Source organism: Kumtagia sp. (genome assembly GCF_059502445.1).
Map to the genome: position 1 here is coordinate 87,204 of NZ_JCACER010000101.1, position 21,695 is coordinate 108,898.

Annotated in this window: 22 protein-coding genes and 1 pseudogene; 4 read left to right on the forward strand and 19 right to left on the reverse strand. The window is 61.7% G+C overall.

Annotated elements, in window-relative coordinates:
* Nucleotides 1-122 precede the first annotated feature (122 nt).
* From AC5JDC_RS26365 to AC5JDC_RS26385, 5 genes are all read right to left on the reverse strand, one after another.
* Entirely contained in the window at nucleotides 123-1,385 is a 1,263-nt protein-coding gene (locus AC5JDC_RS26365) for a GGDEF domain-containing protein (protein WP_495846085.1), read from the reverse strand.
* A gap of 86 nt (nucleotides 1,386-1,471) precedes the next feature.
* Nucleotides 1,472-2,050: a DUF924 family protein gene (locus tag AC5JDC_RS26370; RefSeq protein WP_495846397.1), complete on the reverse strand. Its 579-nt coding sequence runs from the start codon at nucleotides 2,048-2,050 to the stop codon at nucleotides 1,472-1,474.
* A 108-nt stretch (nucleotides 2,051-2,158) separates the two neighbouring features.
* Nucleotides 2,159-2,551, reverse strand: a complete 393-nt coding sequence (locus AC5JDC_RS26375) for a nuclear transport factor 2 family protein (RefSeq protein ID WP_495846087.1) — start codon at nucleotides 2,549-2,551, stop codon at nucleotides 2,159-2,161.
* Nucleotides 2,530-2,793, reverse strand: coding sequence for a hypothetical protein (locus AC5JDC_RS26380; protein WP_495846089.1), 264 nt, complete (start codon nucleotides 2,791-2,793; stop codon nucleotides 2,530-2,532). The genes AC5JDC_RS26375 and AC5JDC_RS26380 overlap by 22 nt, the downstream gene beginning before the upstream one ends.
* Before the next feature lie 93 nt (nucleotides 2,794-2,886).
* Nucleotides 2,887-3,660 (reverse strand): SDR family oxidoreductase, encoded by a 774-nt coding sequence (locus AC5JDC_RS26385; protein ID WP_495846091.1) that lies wholly within the window; start codon nucleotides 3,658-3,660, stop codon nucleotides 2,887-2,889.
* A 141-nt stretch (nucleotides 3,661-3,801) separates the two neighbouring features.
* On the opposite strand from AC5JDC_RS26385, the gene AC5JDC_RS26390 reads away from it, so the two are divergent.
* Nucleotides 3,802-4,698 (forward strand): LysR family transcriptional regulator, encoded by an 897-nt coding sequence (locus AC5JDC_RS26390; RefSeq protein ID WP_495846093.1) that lies wholly within the window; start codon nucleotides 3,802-3,804, stop codon nucleotides 4,696-4,698.
* Between the two features lie 303 nt (nucleotides 4,699-5,001).
* Here AC5JDC_RS26390 and AC5JDC_RS26395 read toward each other — a convergent pair whose 3' ends face one another.
* A complete protein-coding gene (locus AC5JDC_RS26395; protein WP_495846095.1) occupies nucleotides 5,002-6,078 on the reverse strand; it encodes a hypothetical protein in 1,077 nt (358 codons plus the stop codon).
* Nucleotides 6,079-6,279: 201 nt separating this feature from the next.
* Entirely contained in the window at nucleotides 6,280-7,476 is a 1,197-nt protein-coding gene (cml, locus tag AC5JDC_RS26400; protein WP_495846097.1) for a CmlA/FloR family chloramphenicol efflux MFS transporter, read from the reverse strand.
* 607 nt (nucleotides 7,477-8,083) lie between these two features.
* Here cml and AC5JDC_RS26405 point away from each other — a divergent pair.
* Nucleotides 8,084-9,187 carry a cytochrome P450 gene (locus AC5JDC_RS26405; protein ID WP_495846099.1) on the forward strand — a complete coding sequence of 368 codons (1,104 nt, stop codon included), beginning with the start codon at nucleotides 8,084-8,086 and terminating at the stop codon, nucleotides 9,185-9,187.
* 82 nt (nucleotides 9,188-9,269) lie between these two features.
* Here AC5JDC_RS26405 and AC5JDC_RS26410 read toward each other — a convergent pair whose 3' ends face one another.
* On the reverse strand, nucleotides 9,270-9,722 hold the full coding sequence (locus AC5JDC_RS26410) for a CopG family transcriptional regulator (protein WP_495846101.1): 453 nt from the start codon (nucleotides 9,720-9,722) through the stop codon (nucleotides 9,270-9,272).
* 3 nt (nucleotides 9,723-9,725) lie between these two features.
* Nucleotides 9,726-11,717, reverse strand: a complete 1,992-nt coding sequence (locus tag AC5JDC_RS26415) for a conjugal transfer protein TraG (protein ID WP_495846102.1) — start codon at nucleotides 11,715-11,717, stop codon at nucleotides 9,726-9,728.
* 719 nt (nucleotides 11,718-12,436) lie between these two features.
* Between AC5JDC_RS26415 and AC5JDC_RS26420 the strand changes: the two genes are divergently transcribed.
* Both AC5JDC_RS26420 and AC5JDC_RS26425 read left to right on the forward strand, forming a co-directional pair.
* Nucleotides 12,437-13,585 (forward strand): GGDEF domain-containing protein, encoded by a 1,149-nt coding sequence (locus tag AC5JDC_RS26420; RefSeq protein ID WP_495846104.1) that lies wholly within the window; start codon nucleotides 12,437-12,439, stop codon nucleotides 13,583-13,585.
* Nucleotides 13,586-13,687: 102 nt separating this feature from the next.
* Entirely contained in the window at nucleotides 13,688-14,680 is a 993-nt protein-coding gene (locus tag AC5JDC_RS26425) for an Ldh family oxidoreductase (protein WP_495846106.1), read from the forward strand.
* A gap of 117 nt (nucleotides 14,681-14,797) precedes the next feature.
* Here the strand turns inward: AC5JDC_RS26425 and AC5JDC_RS26430 are convergent, their stop codons facing one another.
* The 10 genes and pseudogenes from AC5JDC_RS26430 to AC5JDC_RS26475 all read right to left on the reverse strand — a co-directional run bounded on the left by AC5JDC_RS26430 (nucleotide 14,798) and on the right by AC5JDC_RS26475 (nucleotide 21,656).
* Entirely contained in the window at nucleotides 14,798-16,576 is a 1,779-nt protein-coding gene (locus AC5JDC_RS26430) for a relaxase/mobilization nuclease domain-containing protein (protein ID WP_495846108.1), read from the reverse strand.
* Between the two features lie 250 nt (nucleotides 16,577-16,826).
* Nucleotides 16,827-17,612, reverse strand: a complete 786-nt coding sequence (locus AC5JDC_RS26435; protein ID WP_495846110.1) for a lytic transglycosylase domain-containing protein — start codon at nucleotides 17,610-17,612, stop codon at nucleotides 16,827-16,829.
* A gap of 3 nt (nucleotides 17,613-17,615) precedes the next feature.
* Nucleotides 17,616-17,954 (reverse strand): DUF736 domain-containing protein, encoded by a 339-nt coding sequence (locus AC5JDC_RS26440; protein WP_495846112.1) that lies wholly within the window; start codon nucleotides 17,952-17,954, stop codon nucleotides 17,616-17,618.
* Nucleotides 17,955-18,022: 68 nt separating this feature from the next.
* Entirely contained in the window at nucleotides 18,023-18,547 is a 525-nt protein-coding gene (locus tag AC5JDC_RS26445) for a S26 family signal peptidase (RefSeq protein WP_495846399.1), read from the reverse strand.
* 17 nt (nucleotides 18,548-18,564) lie between these two features.
* Nucleotides 18,565-19,086: a DUF2840 domain-containing protein gene (locus tag AC5JDC_RS26450; protein WP_495846114.1), complete on the reverse strand. Its 522-nt coding sequence runs from the start codon at nucleotides 19,084-19,086 to the stop codon at nucleotides 18,565-18,567.
* Nucleotides 19,083-19,349, reverse strand: a complete 267-nt coding sequence (locus AC5JDC_RS26455) for a ribbon-helix-helix protein (RefSeq protein ID WP_495846116.1) — start codon at nucleotides 19,347-19,349, stop codon at nucleotides 19,083-19,085. Before AC5JDC_RS26455 ends, AC5JDC_RS26450 begins: the two co-directional genes overlap by 4 nt.
* Nucleotides 19,350-19,405: 56 nt before the next feature.
* Nucleotides 19,406-19,561, reverse strand: a pseudogene (locus AC5JDC_RS26460) (site-specific DNA-methyltransferase); the annotation flags it as partial.
* Nucleotides 19,558-20,196 carry a ParA family partition ATPase gene (gene parA, locus AC5JDC_RS26465; protein WP_495846118.1) on the reverse strand — a complete coding sequence of 213 codons (639 nt, stop codon included), beginning with the start codon at nucleotides 20,194-20,196 and terminating at the stop codon, nucleotides 19,558-19,560. The pseudogene AC5JDC_RS26460 and the gene parA, both read right to left, overlap by 4 nt.
* Nucleotides 20,193-21,356 carry a replication initiator protein A gene (locus AC5JDC_RS26470; RefSeq protein WP_495846120.1) on the reverse strand — a complete coding sequence of 388 codons (1,164 nt, stop codon included), beginning with the start codon at nucleotides 21,354-21,356 and terminating at the stop codon, nucleotides 20,193-20,195. The genes parA and AC5JDC_RS26470 overlap by 4 nt, the downstream gene beginning before the upstream one ends.
* 18 nt (nucleotides 21,357-21,374) lie before the next feature.
* Nucleotides 21,375-21,656 carry a helix-turn-helix transcriptional regulator gene (locus AC5JDC_RS26475; RefSeq protein WP_495846122.1) on the reverse strand — a complete coding sequence of 94 codons (282 nt, stop codon included), beginning with the start codon at nucleotides 21,654-21,656 and terminating at the stop codon, nucleotides 21,375-21,377.
* Nucleotides 21,657-21,695 lie beyond the last annotated feature (39 nt).

Below are 21,695 nucleotides of genomic sequence, written 5' to 3' on the forward strand. Positions count from 1 at the left end.
CGGGATATCTCACACCATGCGAATTACCGCATAGAGCCTTCTATGACTTCTAACAGGGTAGTCATTGAATAGGTGATTTGGTCGCTCGACGGCGTGCTGCTCGTGAAGTTCACCAGGATCGGTCACGGCTTGGCGCACTGTCCTGCTGCGGTCGCGCTGAACATCCTGTTCCGTCCGAGCGCCTTCGCTTCATAGAGCGCGGCATCCGCACGCATCAGCAGTTCGCGAAGATCCTTCGCATTCACCGGATAGGTAGCGATACCGATGCTGATGGTGACCGGTCGGTCGAGGCCGGGATGCAAAACGGCTGCCACGGCCGCGCGAATGCGCTCGGCGAGCACCATCGCGCCCGGCGGCGTTTCCGGACATAACAGCGCGAACTCCTCGCCACCGTAACGGAACAGCTTGTCTGCCTCCCGCTTGGTTTGCGTGATCGTGTCAGCTACGCCCTGGATTACCCTGTCGCCCATAGGATGTCCGTGCTGGTCGTTGATCGACTTGAAATGGTCGATGTCGATCATCATCAGACTGACCGACTGCTTCGACCGCGAGGCCGCCTGCAACATGGCCGGCCCTCTGCTATCGAATTGTCCCCGGTCTTTCAGTCCGGTTAGGGCGTCCCTGCCGATCCGCTCGACCAGCTTCTCATAGCGGTGACGATAGGTCAGGCGATCGAACACGTCGACAGCGCCGTGTGAGCGAGCACGAATGGCGGTTGTGTCTACGAAGCGCAAATAGAGCGTCAGCATGAGGCTGAAGAAGCCGGCGGCCCCGACCTTGGCGATCCAGCCACCGTAGAAAGCCGAAAGCGGGACGCCGGACAGGAGATGCAGGCCTGCATAGAAGAGGGCCTGATCGAAGCTCAGTACGATCGCCAGGCTCATGAAGATCCGGCCCGGAATCGTGTTGGTCACCAGCGTGCCGAGCCGCTCGTAGATGACCACAAGGGCGATCAGGTCGATGAAGAGCAGGACGGTGCCCCAGACCATGAGGAAGCCGATCTGGTCGAGGAACCGAAGGTCCGGATTGTATCCCGGTACGCTTGCCGGATCGCTGTAGGCGCGCAGGATCATCGCCAGCGCCACCATCAGGATGTTGCCGATCAGGAGCCCGTAAACGGGCTGGCGCATGCTCTCGGCATCTTCCTTGATGTAAAGCAGCAGAAAGAAGGCGAGCTTGCCCGCGAACATCACCGTCGAGCCCGGCGAGATCAGGCCGAAGGGCAACTCGATGAAGAAGACGGCCGCGAGGTAGGTCTCGAGGAAGTGCATCGCGCCGAGGACGGCATAAAAGACCCCGACCCCGATCGCCGTTCTGTAGTGAAAGATGACCGCCATCGCGGTGAAATAAATGACTGCCTGCGCCAGCAGGACAAGAAAACCCATCATATCGTCAATCGACCCCCGACCTTAACCCCGTTTGTGTTCCCTCCCGCTGTTGCCCTTGTCTTCTCGTTCCGCCTACCACGCCTTCATCCTCGGAATCCTCCATCGCGCAGGAAGGTCGCCTCCTCCCGGGTCGTCTCGCGGCCCAGCATGGCGTTGCGGTGCGGGAAGCGCCCGAAGCGGCGAATGATGTCGCGATGACCCTCGGCATGGGAGAGCCACGGTTGGCCAAGCCTGCCATTCAGCATCACCGAAATGTCCTGATCGGCCATCTCTTCCGAATGGGCGAAGGGCAGGCAGAAGAACAGGCGGAGATCGGGCTCGACGCGCTCGCGATGCCCTGCCGCCTGCGCTTGCCGGGCATAAGACCGAGCGAGCGGATCGGTCGCGTACATGTGGCTGGTGCCGCGAAAGGCGTTGCGCGGGAACTGGTCCACCAGGATCAGAAGGGCCAGCGCGCCGTTTGCCGTCTCCATCCAATCATCGTGCTGGCGCGCCGCGACTTCGATATGCAGATCGAGGAATCCATCGCGAAACCGCCTGTCGAACGCCTTGTCCTTGGCAAACCACCGGCCTTTCGCTCCGGCGTCCTTCCAGAAGCGGATAACGCCATCGATCCGCCCGGCATTGTCAGCCCCGTCATCGGCCCTGCGTAGAGTCCGCATCATGGCGACAGCTTCGGCCAAGGCGAGTTGCCGTGGATGAGGTCGGGAGCGGTTTGGATGAAGCCGGCAATCTCGGCAGGCATGGGAAGCGTTCCGGTCGGTTCGGGGTTAGTGGGCGGGGATGCGGAATTCCGCGATCAGGCCGTCACTCAGCGTGACATAGGCTTGGCTTCGGCCGTTGAAGACCCGGCTCTGCCAGTCGAAGACGATATGCGTCGTGTCGCCGGTCGTCGTCGCATCGAGCACGCTCATCTTCGCCTGCGCGCCAATCGCATCGGAGTGCGCCCACGAGCGCACCCCGTCACGCCCCTTCAGGATGCGGCCCCAATCATCGACGAGGCCGTTGGGACTGAATGCGGCAACGAAGCCCTTGGTATCGCCTGTGTTGATGGCGTCGACGGCCGCTTGAAGCGCGGGAGGCAGAGAGCTCGTCATGGACTTATTCCTTCCGATTTCGAACGGTTCGCGCTGCGCGGCAATCAGGTCTTTGCCAGTTGCCACACGGCGACCGCCGCCACGGCAGCGGGAACGGCGAACACCGCAAACAGGATCGGTAGTTCCTGCGTCACGGTGTATCCGGCCCTGGTGACGCCGACCCACATGTTGACGAGCGCCACGAGGAGCCACGCCGGGACGAAAATCTTCGCCGCGACGGCGACACCGGAGAGATCGTCGCCCCAGAGCTTGCCGAAGAGCATGAAGACCGCGAGCAGCAGGAGCCCTGCGGTGATGACGAGCAACATGTGCATGGAGCACCTTTCCGATCCCGGTCGCATTTCATAGGAGCCGCCGCCGAGTGCCAGCGGCAGGCCCGTCGCGATCCATCCTTGCCTTGTCTATTTGGTGGTGTAGCCGCCATTGACGAGGATGGTCTGTCCGGTCATCCACCAGCCGTCGGAGACCAGGAAGCGGATATAGGGGACGATGTCCTCGATATCGGTGAGGCCGGTCTTGGAGAACTTCGACAGCGCTGCCGCCGTCTTGTGGTAGGCGACCGCATCCTCGCCTTCCGCCGGATAGAAGAAGGGCGTGTCCATCGGTCCGGGGCCGATCGCCGTCACCGAGATGCCGCGCTCGCCGAACTCCTTCGAGGCCGCCCGGGTGAAATGCTCGACCGGCGCCTTGGTACCAGCATAGGCCGCGTAGAAAGGCGTGTAGGCGCCAAGCAACGAGGTCACCAGCGTACAGATCTTGCCGTTGTCGTTGAGGTGTTTGCCGGCTTCCTTGAGAAAGAAGAAGGCGCTCTTCGAATTCACGGATGTCATCTCGTCGTATTCGGCTTCGGAAATTTCGACGATCGGCTTCTTCAGCACCTTGCCGACGGTGTTGATGGCGATGTCGGGCTTGCCGACCGCCGCGACGGCATCAGCGAACAGCTTCTCCACCGCGCCGGCGGTCGTCAGGTCAGCCTGGATCGCGACGGCCTCGGCGCCAGCAGCCTTCACTGCAGCGACGGTCGCGTCCGCGTCAGCCTTGGTCGCGGCACTGTTGTAGTGGATCGCGACCGCCTCCGCGCCGGCTTTGGCGAGATCGCGCGCAATCAGGCCGCCGAGATTCTTCGCGCCGCCGGCGATGATGACGGTCTTCCCCTTGATGCTGTGGTCGGTCATGGCGTTGTGCCTCCTTGTGCTGGCGCGACCGCGCAATGCAGCCGCTTTCGAGGATGCAGGATATCGTCTAGGATTATCCTATAAAGATGATCATTCTGACATCACCTGTCGCCAATCCTGGATAATAAAGGCCTTCCCCGCTTGGACCGCATTGACCTTTTCCGTATCTTTGCCCGCGTCGTCGAATGCTCGAGCTTCACCCGCGCGGCGGATACACTCGGCGTGCCGCGCTCGTCGGTGTCGGCTGCGGTGCAGGAACTGGAAGGCCGTGTCGGGGCAAGGCTCCTGCACCGGACAACGCGAGTGGTCTCGCCGACGCAGGACGGCTCGGCCTTCTATGAGCGCTGCCTGCGGCTGATCGCGGATGTCGAGGAGGCCGAGAACATCTTCCGCCAATCCGCCGCTCCCTCGGGCAGGCTACGGATCGACGTTCCGGGCCGCATCGGACGCCTGATCATCGCGCCGGCATTGCCGACGTTTCTCGACGCCTATCCGGAGATCGATATCGATCTCGGTGTCACCGACCGCGCCGTGAACCTCGTCGAGGAAAGCGTCGATTGTGTCCTACGGGTCGGGCCGTTGGCCGATTCCGGCATGATTGCGCGTTCAATCGGCGACCTTCCGCTGATCAATGTCGCCAGCCCCGCTTATCTGGAGCGCCATGGTGTTCCCCAATTGCCGGACGATCTGCACGACCATCTGGTGGTCAACTATGCCTCGCCATCGAGCGGGCGAGTCGAGGCGTGGGAATGGGTCGAGGGCGGCGTACTGCGATCCATGCAGATGCGTGGCCGCATCGCTGTCAACAGCGCCGAAGCCTATATCGCCTGCTGCCTGGCCGGCCTCGGTCTGATCCAGATCCCGGCCTATGACGTCAGGCGCCATCTCAAAGCTGGCGAGCTCGTTGAGGTGATGCCCTCGGACCGCGCGGAGCCGATGCCGATGACGCTGCTCTACCCGCATCGTCAGCACCTCTCTCGCCGCCTTCATGTCTTCGCCGATTGGCTCGAGAGCCTTCTGAAGCGTGAGGTGCTTTGATTCCTGTATCCGATGGGAAGGCTGTGGAGGGCAATTGAGTGGATACATGGGAGCATGGGGCAGGATCAATCGAAGTTTGCTTTGCGTGAAGCCGAGTGCGAAACGCGGCCCGAAGATGGGAGAATCGACGCTGCCCCCATGCTGCCGTTGATGGCGTCCGATATCAGCTTCGAGGAAAGCCAGATGCACAGAAGCTCATCACCACCATGGTCAGTCGCCCCTTACAGCCGCCGCAATGAGCGTATCCGGTTCGCAGAAATCCCGAAACTTGCAACGCAACGGGCTTTAGGATTTCAGCGACAGTTATTTGTGAACCACTCGCCTACGATTGGAAAAGAGATAGGCTCTCGGCAGAGGTCGGAGAGCATACCAGCCGGCGATGAAGACAATCAGCATCATCGCAATGTTGTGGGCATATTTGGCTGACGGCTCCACCTGTCCAGCTAGCGGGAAGTAGGTGAACGCCAACGCACCTCTGCTGACAAGGAAGGCCAAAGCCACAGCGGCCGAGTGGTGGACGCCCCAACCCGGCTGTCGTGCTCGCCACCAGACAAACGCGCCGATGACCACAATGGTGGTGGCATTGAAGGCGAGCCCGCCCCAGCTCTCACCAAAAATATCGCTTGCCACCGCGAGGGCTGGAATGAGCGTCGCTATGAAGATTAGACCCGAGCCGGCTGATGAGTTGCCGGGGTTTACTCTTGGTGTGGACCGCAATGCTCTCCCCAAAAGCCAAGCCGCCAGAATGCACACAATAACGAGAACGACGGAAGCCGCGAACTGCGGTGCGGTCGCGTTTTGGGAAGTTGGATCAAACGCAATGAGCAACGCCGCGCCGGCGTATGCGACGGTGGCGATCACGATGCCGACAGGCCCGAGCCAAGGCAGCAATGCTCGATGGGGTCGCCACGCTTCCGCTATGGCGATAGGCGCACCGAAGCTAAAAATGACATGGCCAATAATGAAGTTAAAAGCCTGATTTGCGCCGATGGACAGTATAGGGATGAAAGCCGCCTGTCGGGATTCATGCCAACCTTCATATCCGAAATAATTCTCACTAAAGAGCGACTGATCGATTAGGCACGCTTGCGCGATCCCCAGGGCCAAGGTGAGCAACAGCAATGACGGCCAACCCCATTCGGCCCGGCGGGCCACCTCACGCGCGAGCAGCGCCGGGGCGCCATAAAGTGCTGCGAAGAAGAAGAGAGCGAACAAGACGGAGGGGACATTGCCGGTGCTGTCGGTATAGGCCGAGAGCAGTTCGGCACAAACAGCGCACAACGCCGCCAGAAACAGCACTTGGATCGATCCGAAAAAGTCCTTTCGCTGTCGATTGCCATTGATTGTCGGGCGGCTTTCCGTGTTCAAAAAATTGTCCACTTGGGTGATGATCCAACTAACTGGAAACAAGAAGTTGGGTTAGCGTGTCACGATTCCGGTTTCTTGTGTCGCGAAATTCCCGCAGACCGTCTGAAAACTCACATCAGGTCTGATGGTTGTGGGACGGTCTGCGGGATTTTAGCGATGCGTGTTTTGATGTCGGGCAATGACTATGGCCGCTGCCCGACATCATTTACTGCATCACGCGACCGCGCTGCGCCGGCGAAGTGATCCCAACGCAGCGAGAACCGATAAGGCCATGATCGAGGAGTAGGTCACAAGTGGCCAAGCGGTGTCGCCCTGCAAACCGACAACCATCAGTGTCCCTACGAGGCCGACAAACAGGCTCTGGACACAAAAATAGAGCGCCACGGCCGAGCCCGCCATATCGTCGAATTCTTCGAGAGCGCCATTGGCTGTGACCGACACGGTGAAAACGATGCCCATCGCCATCACCCACATCGGAAGGATGAATGTCAGGAACGACGGCGAGCCGAAGATTTGTCCGGCGCTCAGGAGAGCGGCTCCTAGCAACAGAGCTACCATGCCTCTCGCGAGGCTGCCGGCGATTCCCCAATTCGCGACGAACCGCTTGGCGAAGCGCGTGGTGATGATCATCACGACCGCCGCTGTCGCGAACGCTAGGCTGAACTCCAGTTCGGAAAAGCCCGCACTATCAATCAGTACGCGGGGAGCGGTCGAGAAGAACACGAAGAACGTTCCCATGGCGGTGCTGAACCCAAGCGTATAGGTCCAGAAGGCATGGCTGCGAAACATGGGTAGGAACGACCGCCTGGCGGGAGCCGCTGTCGCTGGCCGTGTTTCATGCCACCGGAACAGGGCGTTGAGGACCGCCAGAACGGTGACCGCGCCCAGCGTGATGAAAATGGCCTGCCATCCGAAACCATCTGCGATCACTGCCCCGGCGATCGGACCAAGGGCGGGCACGAAGGCGAGCATGGAACTAAAAAGGCCGTAGATGGTCACGCTTTCCGGGCGATCGGCATAGACGTCGCGCACCGCTGCGAAGGTGGCCACGAGCGCAGCCGATGCACCAATTGCCTGGAGAAGTCGGAATGCGATGAATGCCGGAGCGGTCAAGGATGCGGCAAGGCCGAACGACGCGGCCGCGAACAGCAAGGCTCCCCCAATCAGGACAGGTCGCCGGCCTATACGATCGGAGATCGGCCCGAAGATGATCTGCCCCACACCGAGCGTCACCATGTAGAGGCTCAGCGTGAGTTGGATGACAGTGGGGCTGGTGTTGAGAATTCCAGGCATGGCTGGAACGACGGGCAGGTAGATATCCATCGCCAGTGAGGCGAGGATATCGAATGGGGCCATCAGCAGCAGGGCCGCCGGAAGGGAGTAGGTCCAAACAGGGGACTTCGTAGGCATGGGAAAGCACCCGCACAAAAGAGAGATTTGGCGGCGTTTGCCTGTCAGCATGGCTGGGATCGGCTCGACAGAACGCCGCAACAACAAAGAACAGTTGTTGCGGCCTACTTATCTGACGACTTTGCGGCTCCCATGCCAATGCTCCACGGTTGGAATTCTGATGAAGCCGTGCCTCTACCAGATTTGACCTGGACGAACAAGGATGCAGTAAATTCTGTCAGCAAACTTAGGATGTTGATAGTCACGGAAGAGGTAATGGCGCTGGACGTTGAAACCATGCAGGGGCGAAGGCCGCGCCCATACTTCCTCGAATTTCAAGCAGAACGGCGGCATGTCGCAGGAGGCATGCTTTTCGCTCGTCGCGGGCGTGCTCCCGCATGGGCGCCTTTTGGCAAGTTGGGTCGCAAAATCGAATAGAAAGTCCAGATCGTTGCCGTGGGGATGGCAGCTATCCGGAGTGGCTCTACCTTGTTCTCGGATTTCGATTCGGTTAGACCTTGGTGGAAAGGTAGTCCTCATGCAACTGCATCCGTAAGCGCCAAAGAACGAAGATCGCTTCGCCAGCCTGCCACGCAGGATGGTTCTTTGTGCTTGATGGATTGTTCAAATGAAGATTTTCGATACTTTCGAACGCCTGGATGGATGGGCGTCGGCGGCAGATGCGTTCCGGGATGACTTTGCTGCGGGGCATCGTGTGCAAGCTGCGCCATGGGGCGGCCTCGCCATCCTGGGGCATGGCGAACTGCTGGCACTCGCCCGCAACCCGCTGTCGGACGGCATGGCCCCTGACGCGGTGGTCATGGCGGAGACACCGCGCCTTTACGGCCTGCTGAGCCGCGCATTGTTCACCAAATCGGGTCCGGCGCATCGCACCGAGCGTGCCGCCGTGATCGAGGCATTCAACGCGGTGCCGCTTACCGAGATCATTGAGGAGTCAGTGGGGCAGATCGCTCCGGCTGGTCCCGCGGAACTTGATCTGCGATCAGGACTGATCTCGCCGGTTGCACGCTCCATCTGGGCGACGATCGTCGGTTATGATGCGGAAGCCACCACACGGCTTGAAGCCGCCCTTTTCGATCTTGGTTATCTCTTGTCGCCAAACCCCGATCCAACGAAGGCACGCCTCGCCGATGCCGCGGCGGAAGAGATTCGTGAACTCTCGCTTGCAGCGCTTGATTCAGAGACGCCCTTTGCAAGAAGCCTGCGATCCCGTGTCGGAGATGATCTTGCAGCTGACCTCATTGCCGGTATGGCTTTTGACGCGGTCGATACGGCGTCCATAGGCATTGATGCCGCATTGAGGATTGCCATTGCGCATCGCAATGAAGTGGTGCCGACCGGTCAATGCGTGAATGAATGCCTGCGGCTTGCTAGTTCGACGCCCATGACGATGCGTCTGGCAACAGGTGAGATCAACCTGGGCGACCTGACCATTGAGGCGGGAACGGTGCTGTCAATGATCTGGTCGGCGGGGAACCATGATCCGCGGGTGTTCCCCGAGCCGGAAAAATTCCGTCCTGGCCGAAGTTCGGCGCGGCCCCTCATGTTCGGTATGGGGCAGCACTCCTGCCTTGGACATGCCATCGTCCGCGTCACACTGTTGCAACTCCTCAACTTCATAATAGAGCGCGGTCCTGTCTTTGAAGGCGATGTGGAAGGGTGGAATCCGCTTGGGCCGAACGACTTGCCTCCACTCAGAGTTCTGCTTTGACGGCGAGGGATTTCGACCGTCGCATCTAACATTTGCGTCAGAATTTTCCCTGATTTTCGGTGAGCGCTATGGATTCGTAAACTCAGGTTTCCTGACCAAAGTGGTCATCCGACGACGCCGGCGGCTGGTCATCACCAGCAATATCATCCGGAATTTCGCGCAGGAAGCTCTGGCCCTTCTGCAGACGTCGGCCAAGAGTCTCGATGAACCCATCATACCGCTCGCGGCCCTTGGCCTGGGCCGCAGCCTGCGCCTCGCCAGTCAGCGGCGGCGTAACGGACAGCCAGAAGCGGACGAATAAGGCAAGCGTCTCGGCTGTAATGCCGAGGTCGCGTTCAATCCGCTGGATCTGCCGTGTCATCCGGTCGAGACGGCGGGTCAGCGCGGCCTCCCTTTTGTCGGCGCCGTCGGGTGACAGGAAGGAGGCGACGGCTGCCTCGACGATAGCCGAACGCGAGATTTTCTTGCGATCAGCCAGGTCGGCGATCTGGCGCAGCATGTCAGGCGGGAAATACACATTCATGCGGTCGCGCATGGCTTAGAGCTCCATATTGTCATTGGGGTCCATGGCGACCTGTCGCGCGATGCCGGTCATCTGGCGGCGCAGAACTTGTCGCTGCCGCGCGGTATCCTCGGGTTCGTCATCGAGCAGGACCGCGAATTCCTCGGACGGATTTTGGTCGGTCGTTTCCTTGACGATGGCGACGTGGTCGGGGAGTTCCGGCTCCCGGCGCAGCCCGCTATTGGCGGCGTCCTGTTCCGCCTTCTGGATCTCGGCAAGCAAGGCGGCGTCCGGCGCCTGTGGCTTCAGTTCAGTCCAGGCATCCTTCCGCGTAGTTCTCTTGGTCTTCGCCGGGTCCGGCGGTGGCAGCACGCGCTCGTTGAAGCGCTTGTCCTCGAAATAGCGTGCCTTATTGGCACGGATTGGCGGGGTGGCGGCGAGCATGACGAGCTCGTCGTTGGGGGGCAGTTGCATAATCTCGCCTGGGGTCAGCAATGGCCGGGCCGTTTCCGAACGCGAGACCATCAGGTGTCCGAGCCAGGGCGAGAGACGATGACCGGCATAGTTCTTCATCGCCTTCATCTCGGTGGCGGTGCCGAGCGCATCTGAGACACGTTTGGCGGTACGCTCGTCGTTAGTGGCGAACGAGACGCGCACATGGCAGTTGTCGAGGATCGAGTTGTTTGCGCCGTAGGCCTTCTCGATCTGGTTCAAGGACTGCGCGATCAAGAAGGCTTTCAGGCCGTATCCTGCCATGAAGGCGAGCGCGCTCTCGAAGAAGTCGAGACGGCCCAGCGCAGGAAACTCGTCCAGCATCATCAACACGCGATGCCGACGCGCTTCGGTGTGAAGGTCCTCGGTCAGCCGGCGGCCGATCTGGTTGAGCACCAGGCGGATCAGCGGCTTGGTGCGCGATATGTCGGAAGGCGGTACCACAAGGTAGAGGGTGGCGGGACTTGTGTCCTCGATCAGGTCGGCGATGCGCCAGTCGCAGCGGCTCGTTACCTCTGCAACGACAGGATCACGATAGAGACCGAGAAATGACATGGCGGTCGACAACACGCCGGAGCGTTCGTTGTCGGATTTGTTCAGGAGTTCGCGCGCGGTGGAGGCGATGACCGGATGCGGGCCGGCCTCGCCCAGATGCGGCGTGGTCATCATCGCCGCCAGCGTCGTCTCGATCGGGCGCTTTGGATCCGACAGGAAACCGGCAACGCCGGCCAGGGTCTTGTCCTTCTCTGCATAAAGAACATGGAGGATCGCGCCGACCAGCAACGAGTGGCTGGTTTTTTCCCAGTGATTGCGCTTTTCCAGCGAGCCTTCGGGATCGACCAGCACGTCGGCAACGTTCTGGACGTCGCGCACTTCCCATTCGCCGCGCCGCACCTCGAGCAGGGGATTATAGGCTGCTGATTTCGGATTGGTCGGATCGAAGAGCAGCACGCGGCCGTGCTTTGACCGGAAGCCGGCAGTGAGCTGCCAGTTTTCGCCCTTGATGTCGTGAACGACGGCGGAGCCGGGCCAGGTGAGCAGTGTAGGGACGACGAGGCCGACGCCCTTGCCGGATCGGGTTGGCGCGAAGCACAGGACATGCTCGGGACCATCGTGGCGAAGATAATCGCGGTTGAGTTTGCCGAGGACAACGCCATCAGCACTGAGGAGGCCTGCGGCCTTGATCTCCTGTGGCTTCGCCCAGCGGGCCGAGCCATAGGTCTCAATGTTCTTCTGTTCGCGCGCGCGCCAGACCGACATGCCGATTGCGACGGCGATAGCGATGAAGCCGCCTGATGCGGCGATGATCCCGCCCTTGGCGAAAATCTCAGGCGCATAGGCGTCAAAGAAATACCACCACCAGAAGATGGCAGGGGGGTAATAGACCGGCATCCCTCCGAGCACGAACCAGGGATTGCCGAGCTGCGCCTGGTAGCCGAGCTGCCACGCGACAAACTGCGTCGCGCCCCATGTCGTGATGAGGACGATCAGAAAGACAGTGAGGATTTGGCCCCAAAGGATCTTGGTGGCGGACATAGGCGTCGTTCCTGCCAAATACCCAGGAGATCGAGAGGCGACTGTCCGATGGCAAGCGAAATGATGTGGGTGTCGAAGTTCTGGATAGTATAGCGTGCATATCGGAAAAGACGCGGGTCTCGGATCAAGCGGAAGAACATGCTATCGAGGCTCGGAGCCGCTGGCATGTGCGAGTCTTGAAGCGTCAGCGTCCAGATCGGCCCTGCTGCTGAGCTTTTGTCCTGTTTTGCGGAAACTTCTGAAGCGCATCATCCCTTCGTGCGTATTGCCTGCCGGCTTCGCACGCAGAACCTCGCTCGCGTCCTGGCGCAGCCCTGATCGCTTTTGGCCTGATGGCGTTGGTGAGCGTTTTTGTCAGCGTCGTTTGATCCGTAACATGAAACGTCACGGGCAATATGGCAATTGCCGAAGAAATCACCCGGCTTGCCGCCAACTCGGCTGCGCCGCTTGCGGGCGGCTTTGAGAAGCTTCCTGACAAAAGTAACCTTCCATAAAGCACCTCGTTAAGTCTTCCCTCAACCCCTCTCCTATAAACTGATGGAGATTTGCTTTGGCGGAGCGGAGGGAAATCAAAGAAGAGAGTTGAGAACGGAGGATTTGAGCCTCCATTTGTTTGAAATATTCTGAGGCTACCAAAGGCGGGGGGGGCAAAGCATGCACAGACAGAACGGCGTGTGTCATCGGAAGGACAGAGAACCGGATGCTCTGATCGTTCGGTTATGAGCTATGACAGCGTCGTCGCGCTGCTGAACCCTGCCATGTCGGCAATATATTGCGCGTCTTTGCTCGTACTTTGGCAGCACCAGCGTCACTTGACCTACATCGCAATCTTCGCTCTCTCCTATGCGGTAAGGGGCCTTTGTTTCGGCACGCTCTATTTCGCGTTTATTCAGGAAGCGCCGGCACTGCGGACCGCCGCCAACTCGCTGGTCCTTCTGGCCATGATATTGCTGTCGGTCGCGCTGTCCCGCCGATATGATCAGCGACCTCGGTATGGCCTCTTGTTCACCATTGGCGCGGTGTCGCTGGCTGCGCTCTATTTCTACCAGTTTGTGGAACCGAGTTTGTTGGTGCGAGCCGTCGTTTTGAATTGGGCGCTGGCAGCAGTCTGTCTGGTGATGCTGGTCGACATCCTGCAGCGTCCCTACCGCAACGCGGTTGAACAACTGTTCTTCGGGCTCGTTGTCCTCGCTTGCATAGGTTTCCTCCTGCGTCCCCTCACGTTCCAGATTCCCGGTGTCGCAGCAGATCAAATCGAAGCAGCCTATTGGCTGGTCGTATCAATTACGGACGCGCTCATTTGCTCGACGCTCGGGGTAGCGATCTTTGCGATCATCGCCGTAGATGTCACGGCCGGCTTCAAGGCCGAGGCACAGATCGATGCCCTGTCGGGCTTGTACAACCGCCGGGGTTTCGATTTGCGCGGGCGCGATGTGCTCGCGCGGCAAGTTCCCGGTACGTCGGTTACGGCGATCCTCGCCGATCTCGATCACTTCAAGTCAATCAATGATCGCTTCGGTCACAATAACGGCGACAGGATCATCCAGAAGTTCGCCAGAATCCTCAAGGAGAACGCTCCCGATGATGCGATCATCGCTCGTCAGGGCGGCGAGGAATTCGCGGTATTGCTGCCATCAGGCCACGGTGCTGCTGCGTACCGTCTCGCCGAAGCTGTCCGGTCTGCTTTCAAGGAACGAGCACTCAATGTGCTTTCGGACGACTGCAGCCCAACGGCGAGCTTTGGGATCGCCGTTGCAGGCCAAGGCGATGACCTCTCTGCTTTGATCAGCCGTGCCGACCGCGCACTTTATCAGGCAAAGAGCGAAGGGCGCGATTGTGTCCGGGCGGTCGAATCTTCATTGACATGAACAGTTGCCGTTTCTGGCACTGAGCAATTTTTAGCATGGCAGATATCATCGAGCTCATCTTGAGGTGGCCCGAAGTAGTTATGCTGACGTGGTAGGGTAGATATGGCGAACACGATCACTCTGAGTCTCAAACAAGGACTGCGTCTTTGCGAGGATGCCGCGCGCCGCGCTGGCGCCTGCCCGAAAACAGCTGCCTCGCTAGCACGATCGGTGATCGAAGCCGAGGCCGAAGGACAGCAGTCTGTCGGCCTTTCTCACTTTGTCGACTATCTGGATGCGCTGGAGGCGGGACGAATCGATGGGCTGGCGCAGCCCGAAATCACCCGGCCTGCTGGCGCGATCATCGCTTTGGATGCCAAGGGCGGTTTGGCGCATCTCGGCTTCGATATTGCCTTTGATGAGCTCGTAAAAACAGCGCGCAGTTTTGGGGTCGCAATCTTCTCGCAGAAGAACGCCTTTACCGCCGGTGCGCTCGGCTATTTTGTCGGGCGTTTGGCCGCGAACGGCCTGCTGGGACTCGCCGCGACCAATGGCCCGGCATTGCTGGCAGGCTCGGGTTCCATCAAACCGGTCTACGGCACTAATCCGCTGGCCTTTGCCGCTCCGGTCGAAAGCGGCCCGCCCCTGATCATCGACCAGGCATCCAGTGCCACCGCCTTCGTCAACATCCGTAAGGCGGCGCACGAGGGTAGATCCATAGCAGAAGGTTGGGCAGTCGATGCTGAAGGTCAACCTACCACGGATGCGAAGGCGGCTGTGACTGGCGCGTTGCTTGCTTATGGTGGCCAGCGCGGCGCCAACATCGCGCTGATGGTCGAGATGCTTTCGGCGGGACTTTCGGGCGCGAATTGGTCGCTCGACGCCCCGCATTTCACCTCCGGCTCGCAAAGCCCTGGCGCGGGGCTTTTCGTATTGGCGATTGAGCCGATGCTCGTCGATCCGCAATTTTCGCAGCGCGCGGCCAACCAGATGGACAGGCTTTGCAGCGAGTATGGCGTTCACATTCCCGGGCCGGCTAAAAGCGCCGCACGCGGGAAGGCCGAGCGCGACGGCATTGCCATTCCTAGATCGCTCTATGACCGCATTGCCGGCTGATCTGCAAACGGTCGCTTGCGGCCAAAATGCGCTGCGAGTGAAAGGACGTCAGTCGCGACCAATAGTCAGGGCGAAGGAATTCCCAATAACCGCCCAACGGCACGTGCCATGCGGGAGCTAGAGGCCGAGGCCTCGCTGTCGGCCGAGGCTCCATTCGATGCCACCGCCGGATTTGGCGACGCCGGCAATGTGCTGGCCGAGTTTCTTTTCCAGCGGTGGGGTCCAGGGCACGAGTTGGAAGCCGAGGCCCCCATCTGACCCCATGCCTTGGATCATGGCGAAGCGGCCTGAGGTGAGCGTGACGCGCTGGCGATAGACGCCGGCGACGTGCTCACCGGCCTGAGCCTTCTGGAATGGGGTACCGGTTTCGGCCTGGAGCTTCGCGCCGACGGCATCGAGCTCGCGCTGCCGCAGCGTGTTTAGAAGATTGCGCTGAAGGATGATGCGCTGGCCCTGGCGCCGCGCCAGACCCTCCTCGGCCAGATGCTCGGCGCGGGCCTTCATGGCGTCGCGAATTTCCGCCCCGAAGCCGCCCGTCGACATCGGCATCGGCTCACGCTCGACCAGGCGATGATCGAGCCAGGTCGCGCCCGGCGCAGTGATCTGCCGGTTGAGATCGAAGTCGGATCGGTTGGCGAGCACGAGCGTCGGTCGGCGGTCGTCTTCGCCGCCGAAGCGGCGCACTTCGACGATGCCGCCTATGGGCGGGGAATGCTCGAAGGCTTCGATGCCGCGGAAGCGGACATGGTGGGCGCGGCCGTCCGTTCCGTCGATCACCGCGTAGGCTTCGCCGGTCAGCTCGTCGTGCAGCCCACGATCGACCAGGCGGCCAATGATGGGAGAGCCGACGCCACCCCCGTCGATCACATAATCGGTGAAGCCGCGGTCCTGGCCGCGCTCGGTGAAGGCGCGGTGCATGGTCTTGATGATATCGCCACGCATGCCGAGATCCCGCAGGGTGCGTTCGGCCTGAAGCCCGACGGTCCATTCGCCGGGGGAGCCTTGTTCCGCCAGCCCCATCTTTTCGAGATGCTGAAGCCTGCCGATCATCAGGCGGCGCAGCGACGGATCGGTCTTACTATTGGTCTCGGGACGCAGGTCGATGAAGCCGGTTTCGTCGGCGGCGATGCGGATTTCGACATCGAGCCGGGTCCAGCGTTCGGCCGTGACTTCCTTCTCCAGTGCGTTGCGGATTTCGTGTTCGGGCTTGGGGCCGAGTTCAAGCGAGACAAGATCCTCGGCGCGCGAGCGCAGGCCGCGGCTGATATAGTCGCGCGAGATCACCAGATCGGCGCCGCTCTGGTCGACGCCGCGCACCAACAGATGCACATGGGGATTGTCGGTGTTCCAGTGATCCACGGCGACCCAATCGAGTTTCGTGCCGAGATCGGATTCCATCTGGCTGACAAGATCGCGGGTGAACTCGCGCAGGTCGGTCATCTCGCCGGCGTCTTCGGGCGAGACGATGAAGCGGAAGTGGTGCCGATCGTCCTTACAGCGATCGGAGAAGGCGAGATCGTCGGCGCGTTCCTTCGCCGCGTCGAACATGACGCCGTTCTGCCCATCGCGGCTGACGCCTTCGCGTTTGAGATAGGAGAGATGCGCCGACAGCGGCGCCGAACGAAACGACTTGCCCTGGTGGCGGACGACGCGTGCCTTGACGACGACGCGGCGCGAGGCGCTGAAGATACGCGAGCGGCTGAAGCTGGTCCGGCCACGGCCGAAGGTCGAGTGTCCGCGACTTGCCCCGCGCTTGGCTGTTCGCACTTCGCCTGAACTGTGCCCGGCCTTCTTTGAGGCCTTCAGCACCTGGTTGATGAAGCTCTTGGGCTTGCCCGCGCGGGTGGATCTGATGCGGCCAGGGCGGATGCGGAAGTCGCTGTCTCCCTCGCTCATGAGAACGCCCCTTCAGAGAGGGGATTCCGGCATAGTGCCGGAAACAGCATTGAAATCGCTGAGCAAATCAGCAATCGCGGCACGCGACCCGACCGACCGGCACGCCAAAAGCCAAGCCATGTCAATGGTTTGCGCGAATTTGGCGAGGCCCTTTTATCTCGCCGTCCTTCTGTCGTTGCTCTCTGCTCCTCCCTCCTTCCCGCACATCCCTCTCCAGACCACGCCACGCTGCGCCATCGTGCGAATGCCCTCATTGCCGGTCTCCTTCACCGGCACGGGCGACGAAGAGGCCGCCTGATTGCGGAGCAATGGCCGGATCATCGCCGGTTGACGGTGCAGTCGAAGCGTCGCCGGATTGCCGTTCGGATGTCGGTTGATCGGCATTCAGTGTGTGCGCGGATGGCGTTACGAAGAGCGGCGCGCGACGCCATGCGTGCGGATCGGCGGCGGCAACGGCGACGGTTCCGGGGGTTGTAGGCGACACGTTCCCGACGCCGATCATCGGCGCGAGCGTGGCGACATAGGCGCGGGTTTCTGCCGGGAGGGGACGGCCCGCGAGATATTCCTCATAGCGTCCGGGACCGGCATTGTAGGCCGCAAGGAAGCCCGGCGCACCGTAGCGGTCGTACATCTCGCGGAGATAGGCCGTTCCCGCGATGATGTTGTCGCGCGGGTCGAAGGGATCGCGGCCGAGACCATAACGGACGCGCAGTTCCGTCCAGGTGCCGGGCATGACCTGCATCAGGCCCATGGCGCCTGCCAAGGAAACCGCGCGCACGTCGTCGGCGCTTTCGACGCGCCGCACTGACCTGATCCAGTGCTCGGGAATGCCGAAGCGTTGCGAGGCTTCCGTCACGAAGGCGGCATGCGGATCGCGCGATGGCTGCTCTGCCGATGGCGAGCTTTGCGCCAGAACGGCGAGCGGCGGTGCGGCGGCGAGGGTCAGGCCGGAAAGGAGAAGGGAGGCAATGCGCCGGGCAGCATGAGGCCGCCCGGCTGACATCGGTGATGCGGGGTTTTTGCAAACGATCCGCATGGCCTATTCCCGGTCACCGCGCTTCTGAGGGCGGCTCCAGTGCAGCGACCATGAGGTCGCGTCCGCGCCGTTCTGGAACAGGCGCGCGCGGATCGGCTGCGGGAAGCTGGGGTCGTCGATCAGTAGCGAGAGATACTCGCCGGCCTTCTCGCTGGTTTCGGTCCAGGCCGCGCCGATCTCCGGTCCGTTGTCGTCCACGCCGAGATGCACGCGATAGTTCGGCGCGTTCTCGACGTCCGAAGGTTCGACGGGAACGATGCTGATGTCGTGCTCGAGCGCGAGCGTTTGAATGTGGCCCGTAAAGCCGGAATCCTCGCGGGTGAATTCGCCGATCTGCGGCATGGTGTTTTCCTTTCAATGTGCGGTGGAGAGGGATGCGGCGAGCAGCGGGCCCGCCGAAGACAGGGCGCTCACCGCGTTGGCGCCCGCCATTCGAAGCGGCCTTCGCCGTCCTCGTCGGTCCATAAGGGGACCGCGCGGCCGATAACCAAACTGGCTGGGATCGGACCGAAATAGCGCCCGTCGAGACTGTCGGGCACGTCCCAGTTCATCAGGAAGATGTCACCGTCGGTGATGACGCGGCAGCCCTGCCATTCGGGCAGCGAGCGGCCAAGGCGGTCGCGCTCGACCGCTGTTCCCATCTCGACACCATCGACCGTGATGACAATCCCGATACGGCAGACGGTCTGTCCGGGAAGGCCGAGCACGCGCTTCAGAAGCGGCGTGTCGCGCGGCAGATACCCGCCATCGGCGAGGAAGCTGGCGATGGGTTCGGGCGCATCGACCGCGACCAGATCGGTGACTTCCAGGCGGCCTGCCGGCTCGACCGAGTAGAAGCCGATCGGCGTGCTGGTCGAGGCGTTCCAGATGAGTTTGGTCGGCGCGTCGATCCACGTCGAAACCGCGATGGCGCTGGTCGCGACGAAGGTCGCCATGGCCCATTTGAGATCGGTCATGGCGCGATCCTCCGGCGCTTCAGCCACGCCTGATGCTGCTCGCGTGTGTAGGCGCGCGGCTCTTGTCCGGCAGTCAGCCGATTGTGGACGTGTCGCCAGTAGTCGGGCGCTGCGTCGGCCGGATCGAGCTTCAGCGCTTCGATGGTGTCGACGAGCTGCAGCACATGTTCGACCTTGGGCCAGCTCTCGGTCTTGAGCAGAATGTCGCCGCCGGGGCGCACGAAGGGCAGCGTCTGGTAGGCTTCACCTGGCTCGACTGCACGCACGATATCTATGCGTGAGATGATGGTGCCGTAGTCGTTGGAGGCCCAGCGGACGAAGGCGAAGATCGTGTTCGGCCGGAAAGAAAGCATGCGGCGACGACGGTCGAGGATCGTTTCCTTTGCGTGCTCGCCGAACCTGATCCAGTATTCAATCTGCTTCTCCACCCAGGTCAGTTCGACATGGGTGAGACGGTCGGATGGCGCGGGTGGCGGCATCGGGCCGCCGCGCATGCGGGGTGCCGCGATGCCGGTCATGAAGGGTCTCCTGGTGGTTGGGGGAATTCACGCGTGAGCAGTTCGCGCAGCATGTCGGCGACAGTGATGCCGCGCTGAAAGGCGGCTATCTTGATGCGGCCGCGCAGATCCGGGGTGACGTCGATGGTCAGCCGGGCGGTGTAGCCGCTGCTCGATGATGGCGCGGACGATGGGGCCGACGGGGATCGATCGGCGGCCTTGATCCAGTTTTCGGGGTCTGTCGGACGGGCGGCGAAACCGCTCTTTTGCGGCGGCTTCGTCATGGCCTGTCCCCCTGCGAGAGCGGCAGGAGCGAGGCGATGCGGTCAGCGGCCTTGCGCGCCATGGCGAGCGGAAGCCGGCCATCGACGCGGCGATCCCAGGCGAGCGAGGTGTCGCCATAGGGCGGATCGGCGAAGATCATGTCGAAGGGACCGTGCACCGGCATGCGGACACGGCAGTCGCCCGTCAGGATGGAATGTGCGGCGAGCGTCATAGCGCCAGCCTCCCCACTTCCGCGGCGAAGGCAGCGATCTCGCGGGCGGCCATGCTGTCGTGCTCGGCCTCGAACACGAGGCGGCCGGATTGCGCGAGGTCAGCGAAGGCGACGCGCTGGCCGATGGTCGCAGAGAGTAAAGGAGGGTCGTGGTCGGCGAGCGTCTCGGCCGTGTCACGGGCGATGACGGTGCGGGCGACGCAACGGTTCAGCACGAAGCGGGCGACGAGCTGCGGGCGGTAGATGCGCGCTTCAGCGAGCAGCGCCAGCATCTCGGCCGACGCCCAACCGTCGAACGGCGACGGTTGCACCGGGATCAGGGCGAGATCGGCGGCAAGCAGCGCCGAGCGCATCAGCCCGGCCACACGCGGCGGCCCGTCGATGACGACATGATCGGCATCGCGGGCGAGCTCCGGCGCCTCGCGATGCAGTGTATCGCGCGCCAGGCCGACGACGCCGAAGAGGCGCGGCAGGCCTTCGCGGCTGCGCTGCTGTGACCAGTCCAGAGCCGAGCCTTGCGGGTCGGCGTCGATCAGGGTGACGCGCTTGCCCTCACGCGCCCATTGGCCGGCCAGATGCAGGGCGAGCGTCGTCTTTCCGACGCCTCCCTTCTGGTTGAGGAGCGCGACGATCATTGCCCGCCTCCCGGCTCATCGCCGAAAGACAGTTGCCGAGCATCGGAAGATAAAGTGGAGCCCTTTACGGATTTACGGAAAGACGTAAGGGGCGTATCGTCGCTGTTGGATGATGATTTGCGGTCCTTATCGGACCTCTCGGCGATGTTTTCCACATCGCGCGCGCTCTCTTCAAAGTTAGACTCTTTGTTAGACTCTAAGTTAAGGGCGCGATTTCGTCTTTTCTTTCCAGAGCTTAGGCCCTGTTTGGGTTCCTGATAGCACGAGCCTCCGGTTCCCGATAGCACGATAGGTCGGGTTCCTGATAGCACGAGGCCGTCCACAGGTTTTCCACAGGCGCCGGACGGTTCGAAAGCAAGCAGCAGACGGCCGCCGATCTCGACCTCAAGAAACAGCGTGTAGCCGGGCAGCGGCTGGCGCTGGATGATGTTGCGCAGCTCGAAGGCGAAGCGCTTGAACGGCGACAGACTGCCGGATTTCTGGTGCAGATGCTGGAAGTCGAAGCGCCAGCCGTTGCGCTGTTTTCCGCCATGCTTGCGCACCAGACGGTAAAGCCAGCGATCGAGCCCGCCGGTCAGGTCGAAATAGGCTCGGTCGATAGTCAGAACGAGCGCATCGTCGAGGACGGCACGATAGAACCAGTCCGGGATAATCAGCTCGAGCCCGGCGGGCCTGCCCTTATGATCGGTGCGCTCCTGCCATTCATTGATCCAGGAGAAGCGATGCCGCCGGCCTTCGGCAGGTTGCCGGATCGAGGTGGCGACTGTGGTTGATTGGAGGCGATCAAGCGCCGCCTTCAGGCGCAGGTAGTCACGTACTGAGACACCCCGACCGACAAAGTTCAGGATCTCATAGGGCGTGGCGGCCATCAGGCGCGAGGTGCGCAGACCCTTGTCGCGCGCCTCGACGATCTGACTTGCCACCCAGATCAGGATGTCGGCGTCCCAGATCGTGGCCATGCCATGATTGGGCACGGCCTCGACGCGGATCGACACGTCGCCGGCGACAAAATCTATCGGCGCGGTACGGTGGGATTTGGAGAGGGAGAAGAACGGATAGGACATGAGATCCTGCGCGTCGCGTGGCGCTAAGTCGCCGGGGAGCGCGTGGAACAGATCGAGTTGTCCGCGTTCCAGGGATGGGCGATGCGGCGCCGACATTGAAGAAAACCGCAGGGATCAGCGGACGTGGCGGCCGGCGTGAGACGCCGGTGCGGGCTCATGCCGTTTGGCGGGCAGGACGCTGCCACGCGGGTCGGAGGTTGAGGTGACGGCGCCGCGATCGGCCCAGGCCTCAAGGTCATCGATCGCGTAGACGACGCGGCCGCCGAGCTTGCGATAGGCCGGCCCGGTGCCATAGGTGCGGTGCTTTTCGAGGGTGCGGGCTGACAGGCTGAGGAACTCGGCGGCTTCCTTGGTGCGCAGGAAGCGCGGCGGTATTGTCGCAAGATTGGTGGTCATGGTGGCCTCCGTGGCTTTCGCTGGAACCGCTGGCGGTCA

Bases quoted from the DNA above. Each gene is read 5' to 3' on its own strand.
- AC5JDC_RS26430 (WP_495846108.1), bottom strand. From the start codon at position 16,576: ATGAGCGAGGGAGACAGCGACTTCCGCATCCGCCCTGGCCGCATCAGA.
- AC5JDC_RS26405 (WP_495846099.1), top strand. From the start codon at position 8,084: ATGAAGATTTTCGATACTTTCGAACGCCTGGATGGATGGGCGTCGGCG.
- AC5JDC_RS26475 (WP_495846122.1), bottom strand. From the start codon at position 21,656: ATGACCACCAATCTTGCGACAATACCGCCGCGCTTCCTGCGCACCAAG.
- AC5JDC_RS26385 (WP_495846091.1), bottom strand. From the start codon at position 3,660: ATGACCGACCACAGCATCAAGGGGAAGACCGTCATCATCGCCGGCGGC.
- AC5JDC_RS26415 (WP_495846102.1), bottom strand. From the start codon at position 11,717: ATGTCCGCCACCAAGATCCTTTGGGGCCAAATCCTCACTGTCTTTCTG.
- AC5JDC_RS26445 (WP_495846399.1), bottom strand. From the start codon at position 18,547: ATGGCGACCTTCGTCGCGACCAGCGCCATCGCGGTTTCGACGTGGATC.
- AC5JDC_RS26440 (WP_495846112.1), bottom strand. From the start codon at position 17,954: ATGCCGCAGATCGGCGAATTCACCCGCGAGGATTCCGGCTTTACGGGC.
- AC5JDC_RS26365 (WP_495846085.1), bottom strand. From the start codon at position 1,385: ATGGGTTTTCTTGTCCTGCTGGCGCAGGCAGTCATTTATTTCACCGCG.
- AC5JDC_RS26380 (WP_495846089.1), bottom strand. From the start codon at position 2,793: ATGTTGCTCGTCATCACCGCAGGGCTCCTGCTGCTCGCGGTCTTCATG.
- AC5JDC_RS26420 (WP_495846104.1), top strand. From the start codon at position 12,437: ATGAGCTATGACAGCGTCGTCGCGCTGCTGAACCCTGCCATGTCGGCA.
- cml (WP_495846097.1), bottom strand. From the start codon at position 7,476: ATGCCTACGAAGTCCCCTGTTTGGACCTACTCCCTTCCGGCGGCCCTG.
- parA (WP_495846118.1), bottom strand. From the start codon at position 20,196: ATGATCGTCGCGCTCCTCAACCAGAAGGGAGGCGTCGGAAAGACGACG.
- AC5JDC_RS26410 (WP_495846101.1), bottom strand. From the start codon at position 9,722: ATGCGCGACCGCATGAATGTGTATTTCCCGCCTGACATGCTGCGCCAG.
- AC5JDC_RS26425 (WP_495846106.1), top strand. From the start codon at position 13,688: ATGGCGAACACGATCACTCTGAGTCTCAAACAAGGACTGCGTCTTTGC.
- AC5JDC_RS26470 (WP_495846120.1), bottom strand. From the start codon at position 21,356: ATGTCGGCGCCGCATCGCCCATCCCTGGAACGCGGACAACTCGATCTG.
- AC5JDC_RS26450 (WP_495846114.1), bottom strand. From the start codon at position 19,086: ATGACCGGCATCGCGGCACCCCGCATGCGCGGCGGCCCGATGCCGCCA.
- AC5JDC_RS26435 (WP_495846110.1), bottom strand. From the start codon at position 17,612: ATGCGGATCGTTTGCAAAAACCCCGCATCACCGATGTCAGCCGGGCGG.
- AC5JDC_RS26455 (WP_495846116.1), bottom strand. From the start codon at position 19,349: ATGACGAAGCCGCCGCAAAAGAGCGGTTTCGCCGCCCGTCCGACAGAC.
- AC5JDC_RS26370 (WP_495846397.1), bottom strand. From the start codon at position 2,050: ATGCGGACTCTACGCAGGGCCGATGACGGGGCTGACAATGCCGGGCGG.